This window comes from Bradyrhizobium denitrificans (assembly GCF_013179005.1).
GTDB classification, from domain to species: Bacteria; Pseudomonadota; Alphaproteobacteria; order Rhizobiales; family Xanthobacteraceae; genus Bradyrhizobium; species Bradyrhizobium denitrificans.
The window spans coordinates 75,777-97,469 of sequence record NZ_JABFDP010000026.1 but is presented as its reverse complement, the minus strand read 5'-3'; the positions used below and the strand labels follow the sequence as shown (position 1 = coordinate 97,469).

The window sequence follows — 21,693 nt, the reverse complement described above, 5'->3', positions numbered from 1 at the left end:
ATGTGACGACATGGGGCAATCGCGACACAGACGCCTGCCAACGAGGTCCTCCGTCATGCCCGGGCTTGTCCCGGCCATGACGACGTGGAAACAGACGAGCGCAATATGTAAAGCTCCATATGCGGTCGCCCTGCCGCGAGCGGAGCGAGCTGATCAGCAAGCGACGGGCAGTTTTCGCTTAGCTGACATGGCGCAGCACACGACCGCGCAATCACCCGTTGGCCAAAAAGCGGCTCTCGATATGAAACGACTTGGCCGTCACCAGCCACTCGCCATCAATCAGGTGGAAGCAAAGATAATCGAGATAGAGCGTCTGATCGATCCGCACGCGGACCTTCGCCAGCGCCTGGGATGGCGAGGCGAGGTCGATCAGCAAGATCTCCTGGTGACGTGGCGCCGCCTTCGACTGAGGCGAGGGCGTGGTCGCCAACAGCTCGCGATACTCGGCCGCGGTGAGAACGCGCAGGCCACTCTCACGCAGGCCATGCAGTCGCGCAGTGGGCGCAAACACACGATCGAATTGCTCGACATTGGAATCGAACATCAGATCGAAATATCTCTCGACGGCAGCGATCACGGATGGGTGCACAGCAATGTCGGCCATAGTCGGCGTCTCCCGGGCTGGTGAAGGCAAGATCATGCGACGGAGACCGGCCGAGACGCGCGCAGGGCTCATCGGCCGCTCCTCGCAATCGCTGCCGGTCGACAGAGATATTGATCCCGAACTGGAGCGCATGTCCTTGCGAACTGTGCTATCTTGCCGACAGACGATGCAATGAATGGTCCGTTCCCTGCCGCGATTGTCAGAGATATGCCAAAAGCCAGACTCGACGCGATCGACCAACGCATCATCGGAGAGCTGCAGGCCGATGCGCGGCTGAGCAATGTCGACCTTGCTGACCGGGTCGGATTGTCGCCTTCGCCCTGTCTTCGCCGCGTCAAACGGCTGGAGCAGCAGGGTGTCATCCAGGGCTATCGCGCGGTCCTGAACCGCGACAGCGTCGGTCTCGGATTTTCCGCATTTCTCGCGGTCAAGATCGAGGGGCACGCGAACGAACATGCCATGGCCTTCGAGGACACGGTGTGTGCGATGCCGGAAGTCCTTGCCTGCCATCTCGTCTCCGGCGACTCGGACTACCTGCTCGAGGTCGTCACAGCCGATCTGGAGCATTACCGGCACTTCCTGGTGGAACGGCTGCTGAGCCTGTCGATCGTACGCGAGGTCAGGAGCAACATCGCCATCCAGACCCGCAAGGCCGCAGCCCCGCTGCCGTTGGAGCAGCCGCGCTGATTCTGCCGGCAGACGCCTGAATTGCTGCGGCATATGCGCCATTGGGTGTGCGCAGCCGCGCTGTTCCCCGGAGCGAGATGGCGGTCTCGCCGTTCCCACCATCTCGCTGATTCATACGCGGATCGACGATGGGTGGACGCACCTCACATGCTGCTCGCCACCGATATCGAAAGCGCCGCAAGCCATCTTTGAGGATTTCTGCAAGCTCTCGGCGCGCAGCTAATCGTCAAACCCCACAAACACGGTCGCCTCTTTCACCGACTTCCGCTCCGACACCACGGCATTGGCGGGGAAATCGTGATCCGGCCAGCCGAGCGCGATGCTCTTCATGATGACCTGGTCGTCGGCGATGCCGGCGTGCTCGCGCACGACCGGCGACTGCATGATGCCCTGGCTGTTGATGACCGCGCCGAGGCCGCGGGACCAGGCGGCATTGACCAGCGCCGTGGTGACGGCACCGCAATCAAACGGCGTGTCGTCGCTGCCGGCGAGCACGCGGTCGTAGGTGACGATGATGCAGACCGGCGCATCGAATTGGCGGAAGCCACGCAGCACCCAGTCCTGACGCTTCTCCTTGTCGTCGCGTGCGATGCCCATGGCGGAAAACAATTGCTTGGCGACGCCAATCTGACGCTCGCGGTGCTGACCGGCAAACGGCTCGCCGATGCGAAACTCGCGCGACTGGGGCACGCCCGCCAGCATGCGCTCGGTGTTGCCGGCACGGATGCGGTTGAGCGGCTCGCCGGTGATGACGTAGAAATTCCACGGCTGGGTGTTCATCGACGACGGCGCGCGCATCGCCAGCGTGAGGATCTCCTCGATCAGCGCCCGTGGCACGGGATCGGGCTTGTAGCCACGAATACTGCGGCGGCCGAGGATGACGTCGTCGAATTCCATGTGCGTGGTATTCCTGCCCTGGGATTGTTTGTTCGCGATCTTCGCGGCTTTTGGGTTCGGGCGCAAGGTTGCGACCCGGCAGGACGCCATCGTGCATCCAGCAGACGCGGCTCGCACCGGACTATCGGCGCAGCATCGCCAGCACGGTGCCCGCGAGATCGGCGGGATTTTCCACGAGGCGGTCTGCGCCGGCGGCTTCGAGCTCGTCGCGGCTGCCATAGCCCCAGAGCACACCGAGGCTCCTCATGCGAACAGCATGGGCGCCGGCGACGTCATGGCGGCGGTCGCCGACCATGAGGCTGTCGGGCGCCGCGATATTCCGCTCGGCGAGGATATGTGCGAGCAGCTCGGGCTTGTGGTCGAGCGCCCCTGACGGCACCGAGCCGTGAATGGCCCGGAAATACGATGCCAGGCCGAGATGCTCCAGGATGCGCCGCGCGAACATTTCGCGCTTCGACGTCGCGAGATAGATCCGCAGGCCGGCGTCGTGCATCGCCTGCAGCGCGTCGCGGATGCCGGGATAGAGCGCACAGTCGAACAGGCCGGTGTCACCATAATGCTGGCGATAGGCGGCGACGGCGTCGTCGACACGGTCGTCGCCATGGGCCTGCAGTAGGACACGCAGCATGTCCTGCAATGGCGGGCCGATGAAGGCTGTGACGTCGAGCGTGTCGTCGGGCGTGTGTCCCAGCGACCGCAAGGCCGCCAGCGTGCTCGCGGCGATGCCGGGACGCGAGTCGATGAGCGTGCCGTCGAGATCGAGCAATACAGAATGGATCGGGGACATGGCCGAGCATAGCGTGTCACCGTCCACCAGCAAACCTCCGGCCGCATGGCCGCTGCCAGGGTTCAGCACTGCTGATCCGGCGAGAGCCGGCCTCCCCGTCTGATGCGAAGGATCGGATCATCTACATCCTCGTTATTGAAAACGACATCGGCTGTTCTGGCGGGATCACAGGTCTCCTCATAGATGTCAAAAGCAGGCCCATAGCGTTCTGCATAGACCTTCATGGCAATCTGCTCGCCGAGGCGGTCACGGTCGCGCCTCAGACCTCTTGCATCAGAGAGGCCTCTCGACGTCTCTACGAAGATCACGATGTCCCAAAGATCCCGCAGCTCAGGTCGTTGAAGGAAGGTCCCGTCGACGACCAGCACTGCATCAACCGGCGCCAGCGCGGAAGGCTGCGCGATCGCCACATCACGCTCGAGATCGAAGGACGCCGTCCTGTAGAGGCGATCGCCACCGGGCGCCAGCGGCTCCAGCAACAGGGATCTGACGGCGGACAGATCGCGGGCATCATTGTAGTAGCCGAGAGCGGAGAACCGTCCGCGCGCATAGCGCTGAGCTTTCGGACGGTGAAACCCGTCTATCGATGTCCTGATGACCGGCCGGCCGCTTCGTTCGATCAGCTCTGCCAACTCGTCCGACAGGGTCGTCTTGCCCGATGCCGTTCGGCCATCGACGGCTACTCTCATCGGATGACCGATCTCAAGACGCGAGATCTGACGTGCCAGATCCAGCAACTTCGCCATGCGATTTGAGCTCATCGACACCTCTATTGCCGCTCACGGCCGTCCCTGGCTCAGGATCAAGTCGGCCGGACCGCGCCAGACTCAACCTTTTCATCCCAAGCGCAACGCGCATGGAAAAGCCAAGACCGGAGATCACAGCGCACCGAACACCCATTCGAGCGCGGCATTCTGCGCGTGCAGCAGGAACGCCTTGGCCTGCACCACCCGACAGGCGCGGTGCAGCATGGCATCGCCAGAGACCTCCATTCCCCGTGTCACCGGTGGACAAGGCAGGAAGTCCAGATCAGGCCGAAGGCCATCCAGCAGCGCTGCGGTGATCTGATAGTCCTGCAGGTCGCCGGCGTCGTCATCTCTCGGCCAGCAATCGGTGATGATCACGTCGGCATCCTGCAATTCGCCGAGATCGGTCGCGACGCGAAAGCGCGGCGATTCTCCCGGCGCGTGCCACCGCGCCGGATAGACCTGGACGACCTCGATCGGAAGCACCTGCGCGGCCTCGATCCACGAGCCCAGGATGTTCGCGGCGGGCGCCACCACGGCGATCTTCAGGCCGTCGATCGCGCCGTGGCGATGCCACAGGAAGGCGAGGTCGCCGAGCGTCTCGCAGGGATGATTCTGCCGCGTGCGCGCGTTGACCACTGGCGCCTGCGCCCAGTGGGACAACGCATACAGCATCTCCAGTTCGGGGGTCCGGCAGACCACCGCATCGAACCAGTTGTCAAGATAGGCGGCGAGATCCTCCGCCGCCTCCGTTGCGTTGAGACGTATCGGCGCGTGCACGCACAGCCCGCCCATCGATCGCGCGCCGAGATCGAAAGCGGTGGTATTGCGCCAGCCGCCATCGTCGACGACGAGGGCGATGCGCCGGCCTGCAAGCGTCTGCGGCATCTCGCGCGCCTGCCAGCAGGCGGCAAGCTCCTGCGCTCGCGTCAGCATACCCAAGATATCGGCGCCATCGAGGTCACCCAGAGCCAGGATGTCGCGATCGCTCGTCATTCAGACTCACCACATCCAGGTAGCATGCTGATCCATATCGAGGCCCGGCCCGGGTCGGCCATGTGGCATTCGCATTTGCCCCTGCCGCATCACGAGCATAACCTTCGCCAAAAATCCAGGGAAGGAACCGCGCCGATGGCACTGATCGCATCGATCGAGACCGGGCTCTACCGCATTCCGCTCAGCGTGACGCTGTCCGATAGCACGCATGGTGCGATGACGGCATTCGAGCTGATCACCTGCCGGGTGCGCGATGCCGACGGCGCCGAAGGCGTCGGCTACACCTATACGGTCGGGCGCAATGGCGGCGCGGTTGCCGACATCGTCAGGCGCGAGATTCCCGATCTGATCGCGGTCCATGATGCCGACGACACCGAGGCAATCTGGCACCGGGTGTGGTGGGGCCTGCATTATGGCGGGCGCGGCGGACCGGTCGTGCTGGCGCTGTCGGCGCTCGATATCGCGCTATGGGATCTGAAGGCGCGGCGCGCGACGCTGCCGCTGTTCAAGCTGCTCGGCGGCTTCGATGCCGGCGTGCCCTGCTATGCCGGCGGCATCGACCTCGATCTGTCGAACGAGGCCTTGCTGAAGCAGACCGACGACAATCTCGCCAAGGGTTTTCGCGCCATCAAGATGAAGGTCGGCCGGCCTGATCTCGGCGCCGACGTCGCGCGGGTGGCCGCGATGCGCGAGCATCTCGGCGACGGCTTTCCGCTGATGGCCGATGCCAACATGAAGTGGACGGTCGAGGAGGCGATCCGCGCCGCACGCGCGCTGCAGCCGTTCGATCTGACCTGGCTGGAGGAACCGACCATTCCCGACGACATCGCCGGCCATGCCCGCATCCTGGCTGCCGGCGGCGTGCCGATCGCGGCGGGCGAGAATTTGCGCTCGCTATGGGACTTCAAGACCTACATCGCCTCTGGCGCCCTGTCCTATCCCGAGCCCGACGTCACCAATTGCGGCGGCGTCACGTCCTTCATGAAGATCGCGCGGCTCGCCGAAGCCTTCAACCTGCCGGTGACCAGCCATGGCGCGCATGACGTCACCGTGCACCTGCTCGCCGCCTGCCCGAACCGCTCGTTCCTCGAGGCGCACGGCTTCGGCCTCGACCGCTTCATCGAACACCCGCTGCTGCTGGAGAATGGCCTCGCGCTGGCGCCGGCACGACCCGGCCACGGCATCACATTCGACTGGGAGGGACTGGCCAAGCTTGCGGCTTAGGCAAGCCCGTCGGCCACGTCACGCCTTCGCGCTCGGGCGGCTCGACACGTCCTGGTGCCATCGCCTGAGATGGCGAAGGTGCTCGGGGGGATCGAGCTTCGCGCGCGCGGCAAAATCGACGGCCACCATGGCGCTGATGTCGGCGATCGTGAAGGCGGCTCCGCCGACGAAGGCGTGATCGGCGAGCCGCGTATCGAGCCATGCCAGGAAATGCCGCGCCCGCAGGCGGCCGCGCTCCGCCAGCGCCGGAATCTGCTCGAGCGGCAGCGGGCCCGGCAGCGCGCGGTGCTCCAGGCCCGGCATGCTGTTCCGGAACGCTTCCTGGATGGCGTAGATGCCATCCCACTCGATCCGCCGCACCCAGCATTCGATCAGCGCCCGTTCTTCCGCGTCTCGTCCCATCAGGGCGGGCTCAGGATGCAGCTCCTCGATATAGCGGCAGATGGCAATGATGTCGCTAATGGCCGCGCCGCTGTCGAGCGCGAGCACCGGCACGGTGCAACCGGGATTCATGGCGCGAAACGCCGGAGTGAACTGCTCGCCGCCGCGCAGATCGACCTGCACGGTGGGAAGCGTGAGACCTTTCTCGGCGAGAAAGATGCGCACGCGGCGCGGACTGGGCGCCGTTGAGCAATCGTACAGCATCATGAGGGCTCTCCCAGCCAGTCTCGGCGCGATCGACGGCATGTCGCTGGCCTATGGCCTGGGCCTGCCGGCGTCCTGCTCCAGGCTGCGCGCCACATCCTCTACGCGTGACCGGTCCCGCGCCGCATCCTCGACGAACCGTCTTCTCGTTGCAAGCCTTGGCGACGTCGCCACAGGCCGACTCTGCTGTCCTGGTCTTGTCATAAAATTGTCACTTGCGCCGGGCGGCCGTCAGCCTACCACTGGCCGCATTGAATTGAGGCATATTGGCGTGAGCAACACGGTTTCGGCCACGATCGGCCATTCGGCCGCGCGACGCGGTTTCGAGGACATTCTTGGCGGCGCCGCCGCCAGCGTTCTGACCATCACTTACGGGCTGTCCTATACGCTGCTGATCTTCGCAGGCCCGCTCGCGCCCTCTCTCAGCCACGGCCTCGGCATCACCTTCACCGTCTCGGCGCTGATGGCGCTGGTGCTGGCGCTCGGCAGCTCGCTGCCGTTTGCGATCGGGGCGCCGGACAGTTCGGTCGCGGCGACGACCGCGATCCTGGCCGGCACGATCGCGGACCGGCTCGCCGGAGCCGCCCCCGCCGCGGCCCTGTTGCCGGTGGTACTCATCACCTTCGGGTTCGCCAGCCTCGCCACCGGATTGATCCTGGGCGGCCTCGGCACGACGCAGCTCGGCCGCGCCATCCGCTACGTGCCCTATCCGGTTGTCGCCGGCTTTCTCGGCGCCACCGGCGCGCTCATCCTGCTCGGCGCCATCAGCGTCGTCACCGGCCAGCAGCTGGAGCTGGCGACGCTCGGCGCCTTCGCCTCGCGGCAGGTGCTGTACGAGCTCGGCGCAGCGGCGGTGATGGCGCTGGTGCTGTACCTGACCTGGCACCGGTCGCGCTGGCCATTCAGCCTGCCGCTGATTCTGATCGTCGCGACCCTGGCCGCCCATGCGGGCTTCTGGCTGGCCGGCATTTCGCCCAAGGCGGCGCAGACGCTGGGATGGACGTTCCTGCCGCCACAGCACGTGGCGCTGGCCTGGCCTTGGACGATCGATGCGCTGAGTCATTATCCCTGGCATGCGCTGCCGGCGTTGGCCGGCGACATCATCGCCGTCATCTTCGTCACCGCCTGCAGCACGCTGTTCAACACGACGGGCATCGAGGTCGCGACCCATAGCGAGGCCAATATCGAGCGCGAGCTCACCGTCACCGGCCTCGGCAACATCCTCGCCGCCAGCATCGGCGGCTACCCCGGCTGCATCTCGGTGAGCCGCACCATCCTGAATTTCAGCGCCGGCGGCAGCGGCCGGCTGTCGGGACTGACATCGGCGACGATCGCGCTGTCGATGCTGGTGCTGGCGCCGTCCCTGCTCGGCTACATGCCGAAATTCGTGCTCGGCGGGCTGCTGCTCTATCTCGGCGCCGACACGCTGTACAAATGGGCGGTGCAGTCGCGGCGGCGGCTGTCGCTGATCGAATATGCCTCGCTGCTCGCGATCATCATCATCATCCTGAAATGGGGCTTCATCGCCGGGATCGTGCTAGGCATCGTGATCGGCTGCACCGCCTTCGCGTTCAGCGCGGCGCGCATCAACCCGATCAAATACAGCTTCGACGGCACCGAATATCGCAGCTCGCTCGACCGCTCGCGCGAGCAGCAGGAGATCCTCGCGCTGCATGGCGGCGAGATCCATGGCCTCAACCTGCAGAGCTATCTGTTCTTCGGATCGGCCAACCGGCTGTACCGCCACGTCAAGGCGCGGCTGCAGCGCCGTTCCGAATGCCGCTTTTTGGTGCTCGATTTCCGGCTCGTGACCGGCATGGATTCCTCGGCCGCCTACAGCTTCAGCCAGATCAAGCGGCTGGCGCGCGACCGCCACGTCCAGATCGCGATGGCGCATCTGACGCCCGCGATCGAGCGGACGCTGCGCGCTGGCGAGTTCATCACCAAGGATGTGGTGATCACACCCGAGCTCGATCATGCGCTCGAACGCTGCGAGAACGCGATCATCGCGCGCCATCAGGGCCATGCCCAGGACGAGGCCTCGCTACGCGACTGGTTCACTGCCATCCTCGGCAGCGACGCCGATGCCAGCGAGCTGATGCGCCGCTGCGAACGGCTCGACGTGCCCGCCGGCACCACCATCGTGCGCGCGGGCGACGAGGCGGCCTCGATGCATTTCATCCTCGACGGACGGGTCGGCATCATGGTCCCGGCCGAGCGCGGCGGCACGACGCGGGTGCGCAGCCTCGGGCGCTACACGACGATCGGCGAGATGGGGCTGGTGGCGCATACGCCGCGCAGCGCGACGATCCAGGCCGAGACCGACAGCGTGCTCTATGAGCTCAGCATCCCGCAATTCGACGCGATCACGCGCGAGCACCCGGCGCTGGCGCAGAAGCTGCTGACCTATTTCGTGACGATCATGGCGGAGCGGCTGAGCTTCGCCAATCGCACCATCGCGGTGCTGAGGCGGTAGTCCCTGCCGTCAGCAGGCGCAGGGCAGATCACGCGGCGAGCGGGCTTACGACATCGGCGCGCGAGCCCGAGACGATCGGTCGCAGCGCGCAGCGGAGCACCGCCGCCGCCATTAACCCATCGTTTACCCTGCGGGGCTACGCCTCGATACAGTTTGTAATGTTTAGAAATATATCGACAAGAGCACATCAGCTCGTTGCGGGCGCCCATGGCGATCGTCCAAAGCACGAACCAGATTTCTCCCGCCATGGAGCGGGTCTATCACCAGAGCAACCTGCTCGGTGAGTGGAAGGGCAGCTGGACGGCCAACAACCAGGCCGTGAGCTTCAAGGTCGTGAACATTCGCGGCGCCCAGGCGACGGTGGAATACACCCATCATGGACGCACCGAGCGCGGCATCGGCAAGGTCAACGGTTCCACCATCGACTTCGGCCCCGTGACGCTCGGAACCAAGAACGGCAAGAATGCCGTGCTGCTGTTCTCGGCCGGCGGCGGCAAGGCCACCGCGATGCTCGAAAAGCAGGCCCCTCCCGCCAATGAGAGCAACCTGACGGGCAGCTGGGCCGGCTATTCGGCCGACAACGGCAAGAGCGCGAGCTTTCGCGTCCTGGCCGTCAAGGGCAATGAGGCACAGGTCAGCGTCACCACCGACGGCATTACCCGCCAAGGCATCGGGATCGTCTACAAGAACGTCATCATGTTCGGTCAGTCGCAGATCTCGACCAATGACGGCAAGAGCGGGACGGTGATCTATCAGGTCGGCAACAAATCCTTCATGGTGCCGGTGAACAAGCTTCCCGCGGTCTCGACGTCATCTTCGGTCGACAGGTCGGCGTGATCTCACACGCCGGCCATCATCACATATTTGATCTCGAGATATTCCTCGATGCCGTGATGCGAACCCTCGCGCCCCAGGCCGCTCTCCTTGACGCCGCCGAACGGCGCCACTTCGGTGGTGATCAGGCCGGTGTTGACGCCGACCATGCCCGACTCCAGCGCCTCCGCCACGCGCCAGACGCGGCCGAGATCGCGGGCGTAGAAGTAGGAGGCAAGACCGAACGGCGAGGCGTTGCACATCGCGATGACGTCGGCCTCGCTCTGGAAGCGGATGACCGGCGCGAGCGGGCCGAACGTCTCCTCATGCGCGACCAGCGCATCGGCCTTCACGTTGGATAGAACCGTCGGCTCGAAGAAGGTGCGGCCGAGCGCATGGCGCTTGCCGCCGGTGACGATCGTCGCGCCGCCCTTCACCGCATCGGCGATGTGGCGCTCGACCTTCTCCACCGCCTCCTCGTTGATGAGTGGTCCCTGCACAACGCCAGCCTCGGTGCCGTCGCCGATCTTCATCGCCGCGACCCGCGCCGCCAGCTTCTCGACGAAGGCGTCGTAGATGCCGTCCTGTGCATAGAGGCGGTTGGCGCAGACGCAGGTCTGGCCCATGTTGCGATACTTCGAGACGATGGCGCCTTCGACCGCCGCATCGACATCGGCATCGTCGAACACCACGAACGGCGCGTTACCGCCGAGCTCGAGGCCGAGCTTCTTCACCGTGCCGGCGGACTGGCGGTACAGGATCTTGCCGACCTCGGTCGAGCCGGTGAAGCCGACGAAGCGAACGGCCGGATGCTCGCACAGCACCTTGCCGATCGGCGGCGCGTCGCCGGTGATGATGTTGAGCACGCCCTTCGGAATGCCGGCGCGCTCAGCCAGCACGGCGAGCGCCAGCGCCGACAGCGGCGTTTCATTGGCCGGCTTCAGCACCACGGTGCAGCCGGCAGCGAGGGCCGGGGACACTTTGCGGGTGATCATCGAGTTCGGAAAATTCCACGGCGTGATCGCACCGCAGACGCCGATCGGCTGCTTGAGCGCGAGCAGCCGTGCATCCGGCTTCTGCGTCGGGATCGTCTCGCCATAGACGCGGCGCGCCTCCTCGGCGAAGAACTCGATATAGGCGGCGCCGATATCGACCTCGCCGAGCGCCTCGTTGAGCGGCTTGCCCTGCTCGGAGGTGAGGATCAGCGCGAGGTCCTCGCGGTTCGCCACGATCAGCTCGAACCATTTGCGCAGGAGATTGGAGCGCTGCTTGGCGGTCAGCTTGGCCCAGGCCGGGAAGGCCCGCGCGGCGGCCTCGACCGCCTGCGTCGTCTCCGCGGCGCCAAGCTGAGCCACCTTGGCGAGTTCGGCGCCGGTGGCCGGATTGTTGACCGGGAAGACGGGAACGCCGACCCAGCTGCCGTCGATATAGCACTGCTCACGCAGCAGCGAGCCGTCCTTCAGACGTTCCCGCAAGCTGGCAGTCGCGGACGGCGTGGTGCGGGTGGCTGCGGTCGGTGTCATCGGGCAACTCCTCGAAAGCGAGCAACATGTCGCCTCGAATATAGCCACCGTCGGGCGCAGGCGCACGGCGTGTGCGCCGCCTGAACGGTACATTCGATCTGGCCAACCGTGCCTTTCCAGCACCAAATGCGTACTGACGGCGCGTGCTGACCGCCCGATGCCAGCGGCTCAGGCCGCGCCGCTCATATAGGTCTCGCGACGTCCGATCATGCGTTCGGCTGCCGCCTTGGCGTCGGCCTTGGTCGACGTTGCGCAGGTGCGGTATTCGAGGTCGGGCAACGCCGCAGGGTCGCGGCGTCCAAACCAGGACTTCTGCCCGACAGGCAGCAGCGCCAGCGCCTGCGCGACATTGTCGACGGCGCCGAACGCGTACAACGCACCGGTTGCGGCGATGCGCACCTCGTAGATTCCGGGCGTGATCGGCGCCTCGATATTGTCACCGCGGCCGGGCCGCGGATACCGCTTCCACTCGCTCCATGTCGAAATCATATCGCCCCCATTTGGCGGTCGTTGCCGCCAAAAATGTCTCGCGTGGCCTGAAAAGGCCGGTGTCTTCAACCCTTTAATGCAGAAATGGTTGCAACTCACAACAGGACCAGGCCCGTGATGGGAACATGGCCCCCATGTGGCAGGCTCGCGGCTGGACGGAACTAACCATGATTCTCTGAGGAATTTGAAGGGATGTGGCCTTCCGGACGGCCTTCTCCCGTGCCGCGATCATTCGCGCCGCATCATCACGAGATCGCGACCAGTCCCACGGCGGACGGTTCTTGCTGGCCGGAACGGCGCAGGAAACAATCATCCGCCGTCACACAAGAACGGAACGGGAGGACATCATGCAGAACAAGACCGATATTGATCGCGGGTTGCGGCAGAGGGCCGAGGCCGGCGAGATTCCCGGCGTCGTCGCCGTCGCCGCGGACAGCAACGGCGTGATCTACGAAGGCGCCTTCGGCAAGCGCGACCTCGGCCGCGACGACCCGATGACGACGGACAGCGTGTTCTGGATCGCGTCGATGACCAAGGCGATCACCTGCGCCGCCGGAATGCAGCTGGTCGAACAGGGACGGCTGTCGCTGGACGCGCCGATCGGCGAGGTTCTCCCCGATCTTGCCGCGCCGAAGGTGCTGGACGGCTTCGACGCCCATGGCGAGCCGATCCTGCGGCCGGCCAGGACCGCGATCACCTTGCGCCATCTGATGACCCATACCGCCGGGTTCTGCTACGACATGTGGAACGGCGACATGGCGAGCTATGTGCAGAAGGCCGGCACGCCCGGCATCATCACCTGCAAGAACGACGCGCTGACGCTGCCGCTCGCCTCCGACCCGGGCACGCGCTGGGAATATGGCATCAACATCGACTTCGTCGGCAAGGCGGTGGAGGCCGTCAGCGGCGTGACGCTCGATCGCTACCTGCGCGACAATCTGTTCGCTCCGCTCGGCATGGATGATACCGGCTTCAAGCTCGGCGCGTCGCAGCGCGCACGGCTGGTCGGCATGCATGCCCGCGGCGAGGACGGCGCGCTGGCGCCGATTCCGTTCGAGATCGAGCAGGAGCCGGAATTCCACATGGGTGGCGGCGGACTCTACGGCACCGCCGGCGACTACATCCGCTTCACCCGGATGATCCTCAACAACGGCCGCGGCAATGGCAACCAGGTGCTGAAGCCGGAGACGGTCGCAGCGATGCGCGACAACCATATCGGCGAGTTGGAGATGACCAAGATGGCGGCGGCCGTGCCCGGGGTCACCAATGACGTCGATCTCTATCCGGACATCGTCAAGAAATGGGGCCTGAGCTTCATGATCACGACGGCGCCGACACCGGAGGGCCGCAGCGCCGGCAGCCTCGCCTGGGCCGGCCTCGCCAACACGTATTACTGGATCGATCCCGCGCGGGACGTCACCGGCGTAATCCTGATGCAGCTGTTGCCGTTCGCAGACCGGCTGTGCCTGGAGACCTTTGCCGGCTTCGAGCGCGCGGTCTATGCCGGCCTGGATGCCGCCGGCGGACGGAAGGCCGCGTGATGCATTGAGACAGCGCGGAGGCGCGCGATCGATGAGATCGCGCGCCTCCGACGTTTGGCGTGGCCTAAACTAATAGAGTTCTCTGCCGTTGCAGCCGGCGCGAGCCCAGACCAGCATGGATCGCCGTCTCTCAGGAAACGCTCGTCTGGTCAGTTACGCCTTTAGCCCGTTCTGCGCGGCCAGCTCCTTCAGCGACACCTGCGGACGGGCGCCGATGTGCTGGATCACCTCGGCGGCGGCGAGGCCGCCGAGCCGTCCAGCCATCTCGTAGCCGGTCTTGCGCACCAGCCCGAACAGGAAGCCCGCGGCGAACAGGTCGCCGGCGCCGGTCGTGTCCACCAGCGTCTCGATCGGATGCGCCGGCACCGCGATGACGCCGTCATTCGACACCACGACGCAGCCCTTGTCGCTGCGGGTGACAATGCCGAGTGTCGCATCCTCCCGCAGCTGCTTCAGCGCGCCGTCGAAATCGGAGGTCTGATACAGGGAGTGCAGTTCGGCCTCGTTGGCGAAGACGATATCGACGGTGCCGCCCCGCATCAGGTCCAGGAACTCCTCGCGATAGCGGTCGACGCAGAACGAGTCCGACAATGTCAGCGCCACCTCGCGTCCCGCATCATGCGCGACCGTCGCTGCCTTCACGAAGGCCTCCTTGGCCTCCTTGGGGTCCCACAGATAGCCTTCGAGATAGACGATGCGGGCCGCGGCAATCTGGGCGGGATCGATGTCGGCGGCGGTCAGGTTCTGCGCGGCGCCGAGATAGGTGTTCATGGTGCGCTCACCGTCGGGCGTCACCAGGATGTAGCAGCAGCCGGTCGCCGGACCGTCCGTGGCCGGCGCAGTGTCGAAGGTCACGCCGGCAGCGCGGATATCGTGAGAATACATCCGGCCGATCTGATCGTCCCGGACCTTGCCCACATAAGCGGCACGCGCGCCGAGGCTTGCGAGGCCGACGATGGTGTTGGCCCCAGACCCTCCCGACATCTCCGTGGCCGGGCCCATGTCGCGGTAGATCGCGGCGGCACGCGCCTCGTCGATCAGCGCCATGCTGCCCTTCGTCATGGCATGCTTGGCGAGAAAGGCTTCGTCGGCGTGCACCAACACGTCGAAAATCGCGTTGCCGATACCGAGAACATCGTATTTCGCGTCAGTCATTCACGGGCCCCGTTTACGGCGTTTTGCAAACGCTGCGGCCTATCACAAGCCGCGCTGCTATAGAAGCCTCATGATCCGTTCATTCGTCACCGTGTTGTCAGGAACACTGGCCTCGCGCCTGCTCGGCTTCGGCAGGGACGCGCTGATCGCCGCGCTGCTGGGCGCAGGCCCGGTCGCGGACGCATTTCTCGCAGCATTCCAGCTCGTCAATGTCGTGAGGCGATTGCTGACAGAGGGCGCGCTGAATGCAGCGCTGGTGCCGGCGTGGCTTCGAATATACCAGCAGGCTGGCACAATGCAGGCAGCGGCCTTCGCCGGCCGCGTGCTCGGCACCGTCAGCGCCGGTCTTTTTGCAGCAACGGTCGGGCTCGCACTGCTGATGCCGCTCGTGATGGCGATCCTCGCACCGGGATTCAGCGGTGAAGAGACGCTCACCTTGGCCGTGGATGACTCCAGGCTGATGCTGCCCTATCTCGCTTTCGCCGGCCCCTCCACCGTGCTGCTCGCGCTCTCCAGCGCACAAAGACGGTTCGCGCTGGCGGCGTTTGCACCGCTGCTCTTCAACGTCGCGCTGATCGGCGTGACGATCGTGCTGCTGACGCAACATCCGGATCCCGCGCGGGCCGCGCTGCTGCTCGCCGCCACGATCGGCGTCGCCGGCCTGCTGCAGCTCGCGATGCTGGCGCGGCGCGGCCGCGGCGTGCGCATCGCCTCGCCCGTGCGGCTCGCATTCGACGCGGAGATGCGCGGCTTCTTCGCCAACGCGTTGCCGGGCATGGTTGCCAGCGCCGGCCCGCAGTTGCTCGCCGTCGCCGGTGCGATCATCGCATCGAGCCAACCCTCGGCGGTGTCGTGGCTGTATTTTGCCAACCGCCTGATCGAGCTGCCGCTCGGGCTCGTCGGCGTCGCCATGGGCACCGTGCTGGTGCCGGAACTGACACGGGCGCTGCATGGCGGCAACAAGCAGGCGCTGGCCGAGGTGCAGTCGCACGGCCTCGAGCTGACCATCGGGCTCGCGCTGCCGGCCACGCTGGGGCTGATGATCCTGAACGATCCGATCATTCGTTTGCTGTTCGAACACGGCGCATTCACCTCGGATGACGCGACCGCGACCGCGCATGTTCTGGGCTGGCTGGCGGCCGCCCTTCCCGCCCAGGTGCTGACGAAGGCACTGCAGCCCGCTTTCTTCGCCCGCGAGGACACGCAGACCCCGCTGCGCGCGACCTTGATCGGATGCGGCGTCGCGATCGCGCTGGCGTTCCTGCTCGGCCAGCGATTCGGGGTGGACGGCATCGCGGCGGGATTGGCGCTCGGCGCCTGGGCCAATGCCGCGGTGCTGATCCGGCGCGGGACCGCAAGCTTCGGGTTTGCGATCTCCCAGGCATCACGGCGCCGGCTGCCGCGCATGGTGCTGGCGGCGGCGATCATGGGGGCGGCGCTCGCGGCAGCGGTGCAACTGACCAGCCCGGAGACCACGGGCCATCTCGGCCTCGCCGCGTTGCTCGCCGTGCTGATCGGCGGAGCCGTCATGCTCTATGTCGGACTGCTGTCGGCCCTGCGCGTCGTGAGCTGGGGCGAAACCGTCCGGGCACTACGGCAGCGGCCCGCCGGCGACTTGCACCTTTGAGGCGCCCGTGCCAAACGACGCACCAAATCCATCATCTGGAACAGTCACCATGGCCTTCGTGGAACGGGTTTTCTCGGGCGTCCAGCCGACCGGCAACCTGCATCTCGGCAATTATCTCGGCGCGATCGTCAACTTCGTGAAGATGCAGGAAACCCACAACTGCATCTATTGCGTGGTCGACATGCACGCGATCACCATGCCCGTCGATGTCTGGGGTGGCCCCGCCGAGCTCGCACGTAACACCCGCGAGGTCACCGCGGCGTTCATCGCCGCCGGCATCGATCCGAAGAAGCACATCGTGTTCAATCAGAGCCAGGTCTCGGGTCATGCCGAGCTCGCCTGGATCTTCAACTGTGTCGCGCGCATCGGCTGGCTGAACCGGATGACGCAGTTCAAGGAGAAAGCCGGCAAGGACCGCGAAAATGCGTCGGTGGGTCTGTACGATTATCCGGTGCTGATGGCGGCCGACATCCTGCTCTACCGCGCCACCCATGTTCCGGTCGGCGAGGACCAGAAGCAGCATCTCGAGCTGTCACGCGACATCGCGCAGAAGTTCAACAATGATTTCGGCGACTCGATCCGCAGCCACGGCTTTGGCGATGGCCTGTTCTTTCCGCTTCCCGAGCCCTTCATCACCGGTCCTGCGACCCGCGTGATGTCGCTGCGCGACGGCACCAAGAAGATGTCGAAGTCGGATGCGTCGGACTATTCCCGCATCAACCTGACGGACGACGCCGATACGATCGCGCAGAAGGTACGCAAGGCCAAGACCGATCCGGAGCCGCTGCCGACCGAGGAAAAGGGACTGGAGGCACGTCCCGAGGCCGACAACCTCGTCGGCATCTATGCGGCCTTGTCGGACCGCAGCAAGGCCGAGGTGCTCAGGGATTTTGGCGGCGGTCAGTTCTCCAGCTTCAAGAATGCGCTGGTCGAACTGTGCGTGACCAAGCTTGGTCCGATCGCCGCGGAGATGAAGCGCCTCACAGCCGATCCCGGTTATGTCGACTCCGTGTTGATCGATGGCGGCGAGCGTGCCCAGGCCATTGCAGCAGAGACCATGAAGGCGGCGAAGGATATCGTCGGCTTCATCCGCAAGAGCTGAGCGCGACGGCGCCCTGGCGTTCGGGGTGCGCGGCCGTTGTCGACGGCAAGGAACCTGCGGCCCCTCTCCCCAACGCAACCGGGGTGTGGCAGCATCGCGATGTCCATCTCGCAGCAGCAGGCGGGGATAGCAATGGCGGTGCAGCGGCAGAGCTACGATATCGGGCACACGCCGAAATGCCTGGTCGTGGTCGATGACAGTGCGGAATGCGACCGCGCGATTCGCTATGCGGGGCGTTGGGCTGCGCGCGCGGGCGGCGGCATCGTGATGCTGCATGTCATCGAGACGGAGGACCAGAACCAGCAATGGCTCGGGGTCGCCGATCTCATGCGCGCGGAAGCCCAGGACGAGGCCAATGCGGCGCTCGATCAGGCCGCGACGCTGCTGTCGTCCATCGGCATCCAGGCACCGGACCGGGTGATCCGGGAAGGCGATCCCACCACGCAGATCCTGGCGACGGTGGAGGCCGATCGCGATATTGCGCTGCTCGTGCTGGCGGCCAATGCCGGCGCCGAAGGGCCGGGGCCGTTGGTGAGCCACGTCACCAAGACCATCGGCGCCTTCCCGGTGCCGTTGGTGATCGTGCCGGGCGACCTCGCCGACGCCGATATCGACGCGCTGTCATAGGGTTAGGTCCGAAACCGGGACGCGCCCCTCTTGATCGTGCGCGGCCGCGCGCCATCTGCTATGAGGACGCACCAGGCCGGCCTTGAACCGGCGCTGCCGGAGAAGATCATGTTCATCCAGACCGAAGCCACCCCCAATCCTGCCACCCTGAAGTTCATCCCGGGCCGCGTCGTGCTGCCCTCCGGAACGATGGAATTTTCGAGCCGCGAGGCGGCTGCGCGTTCGCCCTTGGCCGAGCGCCTGTTCGCCATTGGCGGCGTCACCGGCGTGTTCTACGGCGCCGACTTCATCACCGTGACCAAGAACGACGGCGAATGGCAGCATCTCAAGCCGGCCATCCTTGGCGCGATCATGGAGCACTATATGTCGGGCGCACCGCTGCTCGCCGATGGCAGCGCCGCCAATGACGACGCCACCGATGAGGACGACGAGTTCTATGACGAGGCGGACACCGAGACGGTCGGGATGATCAAGGATTTGATCGAAAGCCGCGTCCGCCCGGCGGTCGCCAATGATGGCGGCGACATCACCTTCCGCGGCTTCAAGGACGGCATCGTCTACCTCAACATGAAGGGCGCCTGCTCGGGCTGCCCGTCATCGACCGCGACGCTGCAGCATGGCATCCAGAATCTGCTGAAGCACTTCGTACCCGAGGTGGTCGAAGTCCGCCCGATGTGAGAGCGAAGGCTGATAGAGAGGTCGCGAACAGCTTTCCTGTTCGCGACATCATCATTGTCCCGCTGCTTACGCCGTCGTTCCGGTCGCGGGCCGGGTTGCCGATGATACGTCATCGTTGACGTTCCGGTTTGCGTTTCCGACGGAATCCGGAGTCGACTCGCCCGCGCGGGCCATCCCGATCTTGCGGCTCGACGCCGGCAGGTTGATCTGCCCGTGATGCTGCTGATCAGCTCGATCGCACCCACAGCTGATGACAGGCCCCGGGCCAGCTTGAAGCCGTCCGGGCGCGCTGAGCGTGCCGTCGAGATCGAACGCAATCATCACCAGCGCGCGGCTGATGGCGTCGACCACTGTCAGCGGATCGCGCGGCGCCCTTTGAATCACAACGAACTTGCTTTCGGCGGCCGGACAACGACCACTGCGACCGGCGCCGTCGCCCGGCGTCGCCGGGCCTCCGGCCTTTGGGCACGGAAAGATTTGCTTAAACGGCAGCATATCCAGTAATTTAACTAAATCCTGCCTCGCGCCGTGATGCGCTCCGCGCGGCGACCGTGTAAGAACGTAGCAACTCACTTTATCGCGTTACCGCAAAGGTATTCCGCGCATCGCGCGCCTCCAACAATGCGACCCTGACAGGATGCTGATACTGGCCATCGATACGGCTCTCGACCATTGCGCAGCCGCCGTTCTGGACACGGATTCCGCCGTGATGCGGGCGCAGGAAACGCTGCCGATGAAGCGTGGCCATGCTGAGGCACTGATGCCCCTGGTCGCACGCGTGAGGCAGCAATCCGGCATCGCCTTCCAGGAACTCGACCGCATCGTCGTCACCACCGGCCCCGGTAGTTTCACGGGGCTGCGCGTCGGCCTCTCCGCTGCCCGTGGCATTGCGTTGGCAGCGCACAAGCCGGTGGTGGGGGTGACGACGCTGTCGGCCTACGCTGCGCCGGTGGTCAGCGCCGACGGCGATGCTCCGGTGATCTCGGCGATCGATGCCCGGCATGATCACGTCTACTACCAGATCGTGAGCGGCAATGGCGACGAGCTGGTCGCGCCGAAAGTGGCGCCGATCGACGATCTGCTTGCCGACGCGCGCTTTGCCGCGCCGCATCTCGTCGGCAATGCCGCATCGATGCTGGCGGAGCGATGGCCCGCCGGCGCCACGGCGCCGGTGGCGGTCGACAACCAGCCGGGACCCGACATCGCGTGGGTGGCGTGGCTGGGTGCGGCGGCCGATCCGGCGCATGCGCCGGCGCGTCCCTTCTATCTGCGTGCGCCAGATGTGAAGCCACCGGCGGGCGCGGCGCCCGAGCTGGCGCACACGGCTGCCTCGTCATGAACATGCTGTTCCGCTGGTTTGGACGCTCCAAACCGTCGATCCAGGCCGCCTCCCCGGGCGACGCCGCTCGGCTGGCCCAGATCCATGCCGCATCGTTTCACCGTGGCTGGGGTGAGGGCGAGTTCGAGTCGATGCTCGCCGAGCGCAACACGATGGTCCACCGGCTGCGCCTCGGGCGTCGCGTCATCGGCTTCATCGTCTCGCGGATCGGCGCCGACGAGGCGGAAATTTTATCGATTGCACTTGACCCAAATCAGCGCGGCCGTGGATTTTCTCGTGATCTGTTGCTGCAACATCTGGGGCATCTGGCGGGCCGCGGCGTGCGCACAGTTTTCCTCGAAGTCGAGGAGAACAACCAGCCCGCGCGCAGACTCTATGAACGCGCCGGATTTGCGACCGTCGGCCGACGGGAACGCTATTACCTGCAGCCCGGCGGGGAACAGTTGAATGCGCTTCTGATGCGCCGGGACTTGTCGTAAACTGCGCTTGGTGGCAGAAAGCGCATCCTTGAGGCGAAACACGATGACCTCCTTGAAACCAACTCCAGCGCTCAATTCCACCGGGATCGAGGCCCGCTGCGCCGCGACCGGCATGCGGATGACCGAGCAGCGCCGGGTGATCGCCCGCGTGCTCGCGGATTCCAGCGACCATCCCGATGTCGAAGAGCTCTACCGCCGCTGCGTCGCCGTCGACGACAAGATTTCGATCTCGACGGTGTATCGCACGGTCAAGCTGTTCGAGGACGCCGGCATCATCGAGCGTCACGATTTCCGCGAGGGCCGCGCCCGCTACGAGCAGATGCGCGACAGCCATCATGATCACCTGATCAATCTGCGCGACGGCAAGGTGATCGAATTCACGTCGGAAGAGATCGAGAAGCTGCAGGCGGAGATCGCCCGTAAGCTCGGCTACAAGCTCGTCGACCACCGGCTCGAGCTGTATTGCGTGCCGCTCGACGAAGAGACGAATGGCTGATCCGGCGCGGTGAGCTTCGATCTCGTCATTTTCGATTGCGACGGCGTGCTGGTCGACAGCGAGGTGATCTCCTGCCAGACGCACGCCGACGTGCTCAGCCGCTGCGGCTATCCGATCACGACCGATCAGGTGTTCCGTCGTTTCCTCGGCCGATCGCTGAAGCAGGCCTGCGTCGAGATCGAAGCCGAACTCGGGCACGGTCTGCCCGACGATTTCAGCGCCAAGCTGCAGGCCGAGATGTACAGCGCGTTTGAGCGGGACCTGCAGGCGATCAACGGCATCGCCGACGCGCTCGATGCCCTCACGATTCCGGCTTGCGTGGCGTCCTCGGGCTCGCATCAGCGGATGCGTGTCAGCCTCGGCGCGACCGGCCTGTACGACCGGTTGGCCCCCCATATCTTCTCCTCGTCCCAGGTCGAGAATGGCAAGCCCGCTCCGGACCTGTTCCTGTTCGCCGCGGCGCAGATGAACGCCAAACCCAGCGCCTGCGTGGTGGTGGAGGACAGTTCGGCCGGCATCCGGGGAGGCGTCGCCGCCGGCATGACGGTGCTCGGGTTTCATGGCGGCAGCCACTGCCGCGACGGGCATGCAGACGACCTGCGGGCTGCCGGCGCCACCCTGGTTTTCGACGATATGCGGCAACTTCCGGCCATTTTGGGCCGGCTGAGCCAGAAAACGAGCCCGCTCGCTGGATTTTCGGCCCTATAGCCTATATCTGAGCCCTGCGCCGAAGGGGCGCGCTCCCGATCGCATGCAAGGGTT

Annotated in this window: 23 protein-coding genes; 13 read left to right on the top strand and 10 right to left on the bottom strand. The window is 65.4% G+C overall.

Annotated features, from left to right (window positions below; all coding sequences use genetic code 11):
- Positions 1–211 precede the first annotated feature (211 nt).
- The gene (locus HL671_RS27515) at positions 212–604 is read right to left on the bottom strand and encodes a nuclear transport factor 2 family protein (RefSeq protein ID WP_041750233.1); all 393 of its coding nucleotides are present in this window, start codon (positions 602–604) and stop codon (positions 212–214) included.
- Between the two features lie 207 nt (positions 605–811).
- On the opposite strand from HL671_RS27515, the gene HL671_RS39325 reads away from it, so the two are divergent.
- Complete coding sequence (locus HL671_RS39325; protein ID WP_172240532.1) at positions 812–1,291, top strand: Lrp/AsnC family transcriptional regulator; 480 nt, start codon at positions 812–814, stop codon at positions 1,289–1,291.
- 219 nt (positions 1,292–1,510) lie between these two features.
- Here the strand turns inward: HL671_RS39325 and HL671_RS27505 are convergent, their stop codons facing one another.
- The 4 genes from HL671_RS27505 to HL671_RS27490 all read right to left on the bottom strand — a co-directional run bounded on the left by HL671_RS27505 (position 1,511) and on the right by HL671_RS27490 (position 4,717).
- Positions 1,511–2,188 (bottom strand): nitroreductase, encoded by a 678-nt coding sequence (locus HL671_RS27505; RefSeq protein WP_011942552.1) that lies wholly within the window; start codon positions 2,186–2,188, stop codon positions 1,511–1,513.
- A 121-nt stretch (positions 2,189–2,309) separates the two neighbouring features.
- A complete protein-coding gene (locus tag HL671_RS27500; RefSeq protein WP_172240574.1) occupies positions 2,310–2,975 on the bottom strand; it encodes an HAD hydrolase-like protein in 666 nt (221 codons plus the stop codon).
- 62 nt (positions 2,976–3,037) lie between these two features.
- On the bottom strand, positions 3,038–3,721 hold the full coding sequence (locus HL671_RS27495; RefSeq protein ID WP_246579637.1) for a nucleoside/nucleotide kinase family protein: 684 nt from the start codon (positions 3,719–3,721) through the stop codon (positions 3,038–3,040).
- Between the two features lie 132 nt (positions 3,722–3,853).
- Positions 3,854–4,717: an ornithine carbamoyltransferase gene (locus HL671_RS27490; RefSeq protein ID WP_172240526.1), complete on the bottom strand. Its 864-nt coding sequence runs from the start codon at positions 4,715–4,717 to the stop codon at positions 3,854–3,856.
- Between the two features lie 135 nt (positions 4,718–4,852).
- Between HL671_RS27490 and HL671_RS27485 the strand changes: the two genes are divergently transcribed.
- A complete protein-coding gene (locus tag HL671_RS27485; RefSeq protein ID WP_172240523.1) occupies positions 4,853–5,941 on the top strand; it encodes a mandelate racemase/muconate lactonizing enzyme family protein in 1,089 nt (362 codons plus the stop codon).
- Positions 5,942–5,959: 18 nt separating this feature from the next.
- On the opposite strand, the gene HL671_RS27480 is transcribed toward HL671_RS27485, so the two are convergent.
- Positions 5,960–6,589, bottom strand: coding sequence for a glutathione S-transferase family protein (locus HL671_RS27480; protein ID WP_172240521.1), 630 nt, complete (start codon positions 6,587–6,589; stop codon positions 5,960–5,962).
- Between the two features lie 268 nt (positions 6,590–6,857).
- Here HL671_RS27480 and HL671_RS27475 point away from each other — a divergent pair, with 268 nt between their 5' ends.
- Both HL671_RS27475 and HL671_RS27470 read left to right on the top strand, forming a co-directional pair.
- Entirely contained in the window at positions 6,858–9,062 is a 2,205-nt protein-coding gene (locus HL671_RS27475; protein WP_172240518.1) for an SLC26A/SulP transporter family protein, read from the top strand.
- 207 nt (positions 9,063–9,269) lie between these two features.
- On the top strand, positions 9,270–9,899 hold the full coding sequence (locus HL671_RS27470) for a hypothetical protein (protein WP_041750235.1): 630 nt from the start codon (positions 9,270–9,272) through the stop codon (positions 9,897–9,899).
- 2 nt (positions 9,900–9,901) lie between these two features.
- Here the strand turns inward: HL671_RS27470 and HL671_RS27465 are convergent, their stop codons facing one another.
- Both HL671_RS27465 and HL671_RS27460 read right to left on the bottom strand, forming a co-directional pair.
- Positions 9,902–11,398, bottom strand: coding sequence for an NAD-dependent succinate-semialdehyde dehydrogenase (locus HL671_RS27465; protein ID WP_011942560.1), 1,497 nt, complete (start codon positions 11,396–11,398; stop codon positions 9,902–9,904).
- Positions 11,399–11,566: 168 nt separating this feature from the next.
- Positions 11,567–11,887, bottom strand: a complete 321-nt coding sequence (locus HL671_RS27460; protein WP_011942561.1) for a hypothetical protein — start codon at positions 11,885–11,887, stop codon at positions 11,567–11,569.
- Between the two features lie 347 nt (positions 11,888–12,234).
- Between HL671_RS27460 and HL671_RS27455 the strand changes: the two genes are divergently transcribed.
- Positions 12,235–13,428, top strand: coding sequence for a serine hydrolase domain-containing protein (locus HL671_RS27455; RefSeq protein WP_172240515.1), 1,194 nt, complete (start codon positions 12,235–12,237; stop codon positions 13,426–13,428).
- A gap of 153 nt (positions 13,429–13,581) precedes the next feature.
- Here HL671_RS27455 and HL671_RS27450 read toward each other — a convergent pair whose 3' ends face one another.
- A complete protein-coding gene (locus tag HL671_RS27450) occupies positions 13,582–14,583 on the bottom strand; it encodes an adenosine kinase (protein ID WP_011942563.1) in 1,002 nt (333 codons plus the stop codon).
- Between the two features lie 70 nt (positions 14,584–14,653).
- On the opposite strand from HL671_RS27450, the gene murJ reads away from it, so the two are divergent.
- From murJ to HL671_RS27430, 4 genes are all read left to right on the top strand, one after another.
- Positions 14,654–16,210 carry a murein biosynthesis integral membrane protein MurJ gene (murJ, locus tag HL671_RS27445; protein ID WP_172240512.1) on the top strand — a complete coding sequence of 519 codons (1,557 nt, stop codon included), beginning with the start codon at positions 14,654–14,656 and terminating at the stop codon, positions 16,208–16,210.
- Positions 16,211–16,259: 49 nt separating this feature from the next.
- Positions 16,260–17,312: a tryptophan--tRNA ligase gene (gene trpS, locus HL671_RS27440; RefSeq protein WP_011942565.1), complete on the top strand. Its 1,053-nt coding sequence runs from the start codon at positions 16,260–16,262 to the stop codon at positions 17,310–17,312.
- Positions 17,313–17,444: 132 nt separating this feature from the next.
- Entirely contained in the window at positions 17,445–17,939 is a 495-nt protein-coding gene (locus HL671_RS27435; protein WP_011942566.1) for a universal stress protein, read from the top strand.
- A 108-nt stretch (positions 17,940–18,047) separates the two neighbouring features.
- Positions 18,048–18,617, top strand: coding sequence for a NifU family protein (locus HL671_RS27430; RefSeq protein WP_011942567.1), 570 nt, complete (start codon positions 18,048–18,050; stop codon positions 18,615–18,617).
- A 66-nt stretch (positions 18,618–18,683) separates the two neighbouring features.
- Here HL671_RS27430 and HL671_RS27425 read toward each other — a convergent pair whose 3' ends face one another.
- Positions 18,684–19,112 carry a hypothetical protein gene (locus HL671_RS27425; RefSeq protein ID WP_041750236.1) on the bottom strand — a complete coding sequence of 143 codons (429 nt, stop codon included), beginning with the start codon at positions 19,110–19,112 and terminating at the stop codon, positions 18,684–18,686.
- Positions 19,113–19,254: 142 nt separating this feature from the next.
- Here HL671_RS27425 and tsaB point away from each other — a divergent pair, with 142 nt between their 5' ends.
- The 4 genes from tsaB to HL671_RS27405 are packed head-to-tail and all read left to right on the top strand — an operon-like array spanning position 19,255 to position 21,639.
- Positions 19,255–19,956: a tRNA (adenosine(37)-N6)-threonylcarbamoyltransferase complex dimerization subunit type 1 TsaB gene (gene tsaB, locus HL671_RS27420; RefSeq protein WP_011942569.1), complete on the top strand. Its 702-nt coding sequence runs from the start codon at positions 19,255–19,257 to the stop codon at positions 19,954–19,956.
- The gene (gene rimI, locus HL671_RS27415; RefSeq protein WP_011942570.1) at positions 19,953–20,435 is read left to right on the top strand and encodes a ribosomal protein S18-alanine N-acetyltransferase; all 483 of its coding nucleotides are present in this window, start codon (positions 19,953–19,955) and stop codon (positions 20,433–20,435) included. Before tsaB ends, rimI begins: the two co-directional genes overlap by 4 nt.
- A gap of 43 nt (positions 20,436–20,478) precedes the next feature.
- Positions 20,479–20,931 carry a Fur family transcriptional regulator gene (locus tag HL671_RS27410; protein WP_011942571.1) on the top strand — a complete coding sequence of 151 codons (453 nt, stop codon included), beginning with the start codon at positions 20,479–20,481 and terminating at the stop codon, positions 20,929–20,931.
- A 9-nt stretch (positions 20,932–20,940) separates the two neighbouring features.
- Entirely contained in the window at positions 20,941–21,639 is a 699-nt protein-coding gene (locus tag HL671_RS27405; protein WP_172240509.1) for an HAD family hydrolase, read from the top strand.
- Positions 21,640–21,693: the final 54 nt, after the last annotated feature.

Excerpts from the sequence above, each read along its gene's own strand:
- HL671_RS27515 (WP_041750233.1), bottom strand. The coding sequence starts at position 604 with ATGGCCGACATTGCTGTGCACCCATCCGTGATCGCTGCCGTCGAGAGA.
- HL671_RS39325 (WP_172240532.1), top strand. The coding sequence starts at position 812 with ATGCCAAAAGCCAGACTCGACGCGATCGACCAACGCATCATCGGAGAG.
- HL671_RS27505 (WP_011942552.1), bottom strand. The coding sequence starts at position 2,188 with ATGGAATTCGACGACGTCATCCTCGGCCGCCGCAGTATTCGTGGCTAC.
- HL671_RS27500 (WP_172240574.1), bottom strand. The coding sequence starts at position 2,975 with ATGTCCCCGATCCATTCTGTATTGCTCGATCTCGACGGCACGCTCATC.
- HL671_RS27495 (WP_246579637.1), bottom strand. The coding sequence starts at position 3,721 with ATGGCGAAGTTGCTGGATCTGGCACGTCAGATCTCGCGTCTTGAGATC.
- HL671_RS27490 (WP_172240526.1), bottom strand. The coding sequence starts at position 4,717 with ATGACGAGCGATCGCGACATCCTGGCTCTGGGTGACCTCGATGGCGCC.
- HL671_RS27485 (WP_172240523.1), top strand. The coding sequence starts at position 4,853 with ATGGCACTGATCGCATCGATCGAGACCGGGCTCTACCGCATTCCGCTC.
- HL671_RS27480 (WP_172240521.1), bottom strand. The coding sequence starts at position 6,589 with ATGATGCTGTACGATTGCTCAACGGCGCCCAGTCCGCGCCGCGTGCGC.
- HL671_RS27470 (WP_041750235.1), top strand. The coding sequence starts at position 9,270 with ATGGCGATCGTCCAAAGCACGAACCAGATTTCTCCCGCCATGGAGCGG.
- HL671_RS27465 (WP_011942560.1), bottom strand. The coding sequence starts at position 11,398 with ATGACACCGACCGCAGCCACCCGCACCACGCCGTCCGCGACTGCCAGC.
- HL671_RS27460 (WP_011942561.1), bottom strand. The coding sequence starts at position 11,887 with ATGATTTCGACATGGAGCGAGTGGAAGCGGTATCCGCGGCCCGGCCGC.
- HL671_RS27455 (WP_172240515.1), top strand. The coding sequence starts at position 12,235 with ATGCAGAACAAGACCGATATTGATCGCGGGTTGCGGCAGAGGGCCGAG.
- HL671_RS27450 (WP_011942563.1), bottom strand. The coding sequence starts at position 14,583 with ATGACTGACGCGAAATACGATGTTCTCGGTATCGGCAACGCGATTTTC.
- murJ (WP_172240512.1), top strand. The coding sequence starts at position 14,654 with ATGATCCGTTCATTCGTCACCGTGTTGTCAGGAACACTGGCCTCGCGC.
- trpS (WP_011942565.1), top strand. The coding sequence starts at position 16,260 with ATGGCCTTCGTGGAACGGGTTTTCTCGGGCGTCCAGCCGACCGGCAAC.
- HL671_RS27435 (WP_011942566.1), top strand. The coding sequence starts at position 17,445 with ATGGCGGTGCAGCGGCAGAGCTACGATATCGGGCACACGCCGAAATGC.
- HL671_RS27430 (WP_011942567.1), top strand. The coding sequence starts at position 18,048 with ATGTTCATCCAGACCGAAGCCACCCCCAATCCTGCCACCCTGAAGTTC.
- HL671_RS27425 (WP_041750236.1), bottom strand. The coding sequence starts at position 19,112 with ATGCTGCCGTTTAAGCAAATCTTTCCGTGCCCAAAGGCCGGAGGCCCG.
- tsaB (WP_011942569.1), top strand. The coding sequence starts at position 19,255 with ATGCTGATACTGGCCATCGATACGGCTCTCGACCATTGCGCAGCCGCC.
- rimI (WP_011942570.1), top strand. The coding sequence starts at position 19,953 with ATGAACATGCTGTTCCGCTGGTTTGGACGCTCCAAACCGTCGATCCAG.
- HL671_RS27410 (WP_011942571.1), top strand. The coding sequence starts at position 20,479 with ATGACCTCCTTGAAACCAACTCCAGCGCTCAATTCCACCGGGATCGAG.